At 40.9% G+C, this 6,000-nt stretch carries 4 protein-coding genes and 1 pseudogene; 3 read left to right on the top strand and 2 right to left on the bottom strand.

The window, feature by feature from the left end; all coding sequences use genetic code 11:
• Positions 1–10 precede the first annotated feature (10 nt).
• The 3 genes from CV014_RS12830 (at position 11) to CV014_RS12840 (ending at position 3,916) form a co-directional block, all read left to right on the top strand.
• Complete coding sequence (locus CV014_RS12830) at positions 11–2,071, top strand: thioredoxin domain-containing protein (protein ID WP_236142386.1); 2,061 nt, start codon at positions 11–13, stop codon at positions 2,069–2,071.
• Between the two features lie 92 nt (positions 2,072–2,163).
• Positions 2,164–2,760: a molybdenum cofactor guanylyltransferase gene (locus tag CV014_RS12835; protein ID WP_236142387.1), complete on the top strand. Its 597-nt coding sequence runs from the start codon at positions 2,164–2,166 to the stop codon at positions 2,758–2,760.
• A gap of 277 nt (positions 2,761–3,037) precedes the next feature.
• Positions 3,038–3,916 carry an ABC transporter substrate-binding protein gene (locus tag CV014_RS12840; protein WP_236142388.1) on the top strand — a complete coding sequence of 293 codons (879 nt, stop codon included), beginning with the start codon at positions 3,038–3,040 and terminating at the stop codon, positions 3,914–3,916.
• Between the two features lie 123 nt (positions 3,917–4,039).
• Here the strand turns inward: CV014_RS12840 and CV014_RS12845 are convergent.
• Positions 4,040–5,004 (bottom strand): annotated as a pseudogene (locus CV014_RS12845) (FTR1 family iron permease).
• A gap of 117 nt (positions 5,005–5,121) precedes the next feature.
• Positions 5,122–5,556 carry a ferritin-like domain-containing protein gene (locus tag CV014_RS12850; protein WP_236142389.1) on the bottom strand — a complete coding sequence of 145 codons (435 nt, stop codon included), beginning with the start codon at positions 5,554–5,556 and terminating at the stop codon, positions 5,122–5,124.
• Between the last annotated feature and the right edge of the window lie 444 nt (positions 5,557–6,000).

The following is a 6,000-nucleotide window of genomic DNA, read 5'->3' on the forward strand; positions in this document are numbered from 1 at the left end:
CACCCTAACCATGACTAATCGCCTTGCTCAAGCCCAGAGTCTCTACCTCCGTAAACACGCCGAAAACCCGATTGATTGGTGGCCTTGGTGTGATGAAGCTCTTGCAACTGCTAAAACCGAAAATAAACCGATTTTTGTTTCTATTGGCTATTCCAGTTGTCACTGGTGTACTGTCATGGAAGGTGAGGCGTTTTCTGATCTGGCTGTAGCTGAGTATCTGAACGCTAATTTTTTGCCTATTAAAGTAGATAGAGAAGAAAGACCAGACATCGATAGCATCTATATGCAGGCTTTGCAGATGATGAGTGGTCAAGGGGGTTGGCCTTTAAATGTCTTTCTCTCACCAGAAGATTTAGTCCCGTTTTACGCTGGGACTTATTTTCCTCTAGAACCGCGTTACAACCGTCCTGGATTTTTGCAGGTTTTGCAAGCACTGCGCCGCTATTACGATACAGAAAAAGAGGATTTGCGACAACGAAAAGCTGTAATTGCTGAAAATTTGCTAAAATCTGCAATTTTACAAGGTGAAACAACACAACAAGCACAAACACAAGAACTATTGCAGCGTGGTTGGGAAACCAGTACAGGGATTATTACGCCGAATCAGTATGGTAATAGCTTCCCGATGATTCCCTATGCAGAGTTGGCATTGCAGGGAACACGATATCAGTTTGAGTCTCGGTATGATGGTCAACAAGTATGCCTTCAGCGTGGTCTAGATTTAGCTTTGGGTGGAATTTATGATCATGTGGCTGGTGGCTTCCATCGCTACACTGTTGACCCTACTTGGACTGTTCCCCACTTTGAAAAGATGCTTTACGATAACGGTCAAATTGTCGAGTATCTAGCTAATTTATGGAGTGCAGGGATTCAAGAATCAGCATTTGCGAGGGCTGTATCTGGTACTGTGCAGTGGCTACAAAGAGAAATGACTGCACCGACTGGTTATTTTTATGCGGCTCAAGATGCGGATAGTTTTACTCATCCCGGAGAAAGGGAACCGGAAGAGGGGGCTTTCTACGTTTGGAGTTATGCAGAATTAGAACAACTGTTAACACCGACAGAACTAACAGAATTACAACAACAGTTTACAGTCACCCCTAACGGCAATTTTGAAGGGAAAAACGTATTGCAAAGACGCAATGCAGGGGAATTGAGTACAAATTTAGAGGTAGCTTTAGATAAATTGTTTGCGGTGCGTTATGGTAGTTTACCTGATGCGCTACCCACTTTCCCCCCTGCACGAGACAACCAAGAAGCCAAAACCACTGACTGGCCAGGACGTATCCCCGCAGTTACAGATACAAAGATGATTGTAGCTTGGAATAGCTTGATGATTTCTGGGCTAGCTAGGGCGGCGGCAGCGTTCCAATTACCGGAATATTGGGAAATAGGGGCGAAAGCGGCGGAATTTATTTACTCACATCAATTTGTTGAGGGGCGTTTCCACAGACTCAACTATGAGGGTCAAGCGGCTGTATTGGCGCAGTCGGAAGATTATGCTTTATTTATTAAGGCGTTGCTAGATTTACACCAAACTCAGAACCCACAGAACTCTTTATGGTTAGAAAGAGCGATCGCACTGCAAACCGAATTTAATGAATTCCTCTGGAGTGTAGAATTAGGTGGCTACTTTAATGCCGCTAGTGATGCAAGTCAAGACTTAATTGTACGGGAACGCAGTTATGCTGATAATGCTACACCCTCAGCTAACGGTGTAGCGATCGCAAATTTAGTCCGGCTATCACTGTTAACTGATGATCTCCATTATCTAGACTTAGCCGAGCAAGGTTTAAAAGCTTTTAACAGTATCATGCAGCAAGCACCCCAAGCTTGCCCCAGTTTATTTACCGCCTTAGATTGGTATCATAACTGCACTTTAATTCGCAGCACCACCGAGCAAATTAACTCATTACTACCCAAATATTTACCCACTGTAGCGTTGAGTGTAGTGTCTAATTTACCCGCCGATAGCGTTGGTTTAGTTTGCCAAGGCTTGAAATGTCTCCCCGCAGCCGGAAGTTTAGAACAGTTGTTGCAGCAAGTACAGCAGAGTCAAAATAGGGTATAGGGAATGGGGAATGGGGCATAGGACAGGGGGAGAGTAATGAGTAATGAGTAATGAGTAATGACTGTTGACTGTTGACTGTTGACTAATGACTAATGACTAATAACTCACCACTTCTAACTGCTATCGTTTTGGCTGGGGGTCAAAGTTCGCGGATGGGACAGGATAAGGCTTTGATTTGTGTTGATGGTGTGCCATTACTGCAAAAAATATGTGGTATTGCTGCCCATTGTGCTGATACTGTGTATGTAGTCACCCCTTGGCCGGAACGCTATCAGCACTTAGATTTGCCTCATTGTCAATTTATTCGAGAATCTGCCCATCAGCAAGGGGCTTTGTTGGGTTTTGCTCAAGGTTTGACACAGGTAAATACTGAGTGGGTTTTGCTACTAGCTTGTGATTTACCGAAGTTACAACTTGAGTTATTGCAAGATTGGATTGCCAGACTGGATAATGTAGATGATCAAGCGATCGCAGCTTTAGCTCATCATGATAAAGGCTGGGAAGTTCTGTGCGGTTTTTATCGTCGTCGCTGTTTACTGCAATTATTAGAGTTTATCAATCAAGGCGGGCGATCGTTTCAGCGTTGGTTACAAAGTTATCCTGTAGAAATTTTACCCTTATCAAATCCAGAAATATTATTTAACTGCAATACACCAGAAGACTTGGCTTTAATTCCAGATAGCAAATAGCAGGTTAAATTACTGCTGTTGCCAGGTAAAAAACTTTACTGACAGTAATTAAAAAAAAACCGTGATTTGTGATCTATCCAACATTAGTTTTTCTATGAAGTCTTGTATATTAAGTACAGCTTTTCTCAAAAACCTTGTATACCCTCTGGCGAGCAACACAGTCATCTGAATTTTAGGGGATTTTGGCTGGTGTGTGTACTCGCCTTTTTTTTGTGACTTTCAGTTATTCTGAATGATGAGGCGTGGGATGATTTAATTAATTTCTTGAATTTAGCTTATGTTTCGTTCCTGGATATCTTGTATACTAGCGGTTTTATTAAGCTTCATGATGAGTGCTTGCACAACGGCAACTACTCAACCACAAGTACAGACTTCTGCAACATTCACCGCTAAAAGAGTCGTCACCCTTTCGTCTTTAGCGACAGATATTATCTCTCAATTAGATTCCACCAAACTGGTAGGAATTACAGGTAGCGCATTATTTAAAAATGATTCGCGCTTCCAGAATCTACCTCGTGTCAGTGAAGGTCAAACTCCCCCTAATTTAGAAAAAATTGTGGCTCTCAAGCCAGATTTAGTAATTGGTGCAGCAGGCTTTTCTAATCAAGTCACTCAAAGACTAGAACAATTAGGAATTCGCACTTTATTGACACAAGTTAATAGTTGGCAATCTTTAGAAGAAGTAACTAAACAAATTGCCCAATTAATTACTGTGAATCCCCAATCTTTATTAGAACGCTATCAGAGCTTTTTGCCAGATAAAATTGAACGCACTCCTTCAACTCTAGTTTTAGTTAGTATTCAGCCTATTCTATCGCCTAATAAAAATAGTTGGGCTGGTGATTTACTCGATAAATTTCAAATCAAGAATTTAGCAGCAGAATTGCAAGGGAAAAGTCCCGTTGCTGGTTATGTCACACTATCAGCCGAAAAAGTATTAGAAGCAAACCCAGAGACAATTTTAATAGTAAGTTCACCTGGAAGCTCACCTAATTCTGTCTTAGATGCTTTACAAAAAGAATCTTTTTGGCAGAAGTTACAAGCCACTCAAAATAATCGAGTCTATGTTTTTGACTACTATGGTTTAGTTAATCCAGGTAGTATAGATGCTATTGAAAAAGCTTGTCGTCAACTTCAGCAAAATTTATTTAAATAATAAAAATACTAAAACTGAGTTTGTAGTGAGGACTTTAGTCCTTTTTTTATAACTTTATTCCTCACTACAAACCTTTCATCATTTACCTTACTGAGATTAATTGTATCCCGACAATGGATATTTTTAATCTTTTGCAGGACTAACAGATTTTTTGTCAATCGCAATATGATTAGGTTTTACAGAACCACCAGTTAAACTGCGGAAATATAAACCACCAACAGTTAATAAAAACGTCAGATATCCCACTGCTTGGACGAGATAGAGATTGTCTCTGTAGCCAAATAAAGATTTGAAAACTATACCAGGAAATTCTTGATCAGACAAAACTTTACTAGTATTCCAAACCATTGGCCCTAAAATACAAGAATGGATTTTAGTAAAGTGTTCGTAATAAAAACACAGACCTTCGGAAGCGCGGTTACTGAGGGCTAAGTTAGCAAAAGCATCATCAAAATGTTTTAATGCAGAAACTACCAAACCCGCAACAATCAAAACTAATAAAACACCCATCACTTGGAAAAATTGACGGATATTAATTTTCACGCCCAATTTAAATAAGCCTACACCGATCGCAGCTGCTGTGGCTAACCCAGCTAATGCGCCAATTGTGGGGATGAGTCCTTGTTGGAAATTTGCAGCGACAAATAAGACTGTTTCAAAGCCTTCTCGGACAACAGCCACCAAAATTAAGCTAAAAACTCCCCAACCTGCTTGGGAATTGTTGACTAAAGCTTGGTTAACTGCTCCCTCTACTTGGGCTTTCATCGATCTGGCTTGCTTTGTCATCCAGATTAACATCCAACTGAGCATGGCGATCGCCAACACACTAAATACACCTCTAGCATTGGTTCAACTACTGGGGTGTATTGGGGGTTAGCTGCGCCAAGCACTTTAATTAGCCAGCTAAACAATACGCCAATTAACGCGCTGACAACGATACCAACGGCGATACCAGCATATACCCAAATATTCAAGCGGGATTGTTTAGCTTTTTTCAATAATGCTAAAACAATACCCACCACTAACGCGGCTTCCACGCCTTCACGAAGTGTAATAACAAAAGTAGGTAGAGCAGTGCTAAAGTTCATTATTATTTAGTCCAAAGTCAACAGTCCTCAGTCCATAGTTTAAAGTCAACAGTCCTCAGTCCACAGCCAAAAAAATTGACTATTGACTGTTGACTATTGACCATTGACTCTTAACTCTTAACTGAAATCGCGGAGCATTTTTTTCAATTCGAGATTATGTAGTTCTTCTTGTCCGATCATGGTACGGGCAAATTCTTCTAAGTAAATGCTGGCATTATCTACAGTTTCCAGTAAACTCTTATACATCTCTAAGGCTTTTCTTTCGTGGTTCAAGCTTTCTTCCAATATATCTTTTACAGAATGCTTGAAAGTCTCTTCCATTGGGGCGATTCTTAAGGTGGGATGTCCATCCAAACCTGTAAGAATTTCCCCTACTTGTTGAGCATGAAGTAAGGATTCGCTAGCCTGAGCTTTGAAGAAAGCCACAATAGGAATACGATTAGGGCCTGTCACCATCAAAGAATAGTGTGTGTAGCGCACTACTCCTGCGAGTTCAAATTCCATGATGGCGTTTAATAAGTCGATGGTCTTTTTTTGATCAAGCTCTTGCATTAGTCGTTAATTACAATGACGAAGGGGATGTGATGAGTGAGGAGTGGTAACAATTCGCAATTCGCAATTCGCAATTCGCAATTCGCAACGATGCTCTCGCCCCGCTACGTTAACGCAATTCAGAAAATCGGATTTTACCAGGATTTCTGAGTTTGCAACTGTGGCTGAATTTTGGCAAATTGGCGTTACGGGTTTAAAATACCTCACTGCTCACTTATTTTAAACTCCTGAGTTTGTTACTGGTGGTACTTGACAATACTATCTTTGATACTAACTTTGTGCTTGGGTGCTAGATTGATCAATGACTTTTTGGGAGTTGAGTTCAATATTTTTGATTAGTTGAGTCACTTCGGGTGGTGTTTTGACTGGCTGACTGGGGGGAATGACGCTAGGCCAGACTTTTTTGAGTTCGGTAAAACTCGTTTCAATGGCTTTGTGTGCTTC

The sequence above is a fragment of the Nostoc sp. CMAA1605 genome, from assembly GCF_021596505.1.
Classification (GTDB): domain Bacteria; phylum Cyanobacteriota; class Cyanobacteriia; order Cyanobacteriales; family Nostocaceae; genus Trichormus.

Bases quoted from the DNA above. Each gene is read 5' to 3' on its own strand.
- CV014_RS12840 (WP_236142388.1), top strand. From the start codon at position 3,038: ATGTTTCGTTCCTGGATATCTTGTATACTAGCGGTTTTATTAAGCTTC.
- CV014_RS12830 (WP_236142386.1), top strand. From the start codon at position 11: ATGACTAATCGCCTTGCTCAAGCCCAGAGTCTCTACCTCCGTAAACAC.
- CV014_RS12835 (WP_236142387.1), top strand. From the start codon at position 2,164: ATGACTAATAACTCACCACTTCTAACTGCTATCGTTTTGGCTGGGGGT.
- CV014_RS12850 (WP_236142389.1), bottom strand. From the start codon at position 5,556: ATGCAAGAGCTTGATCAAAAAAAGACCATCGACTTATTAAACGCCATC.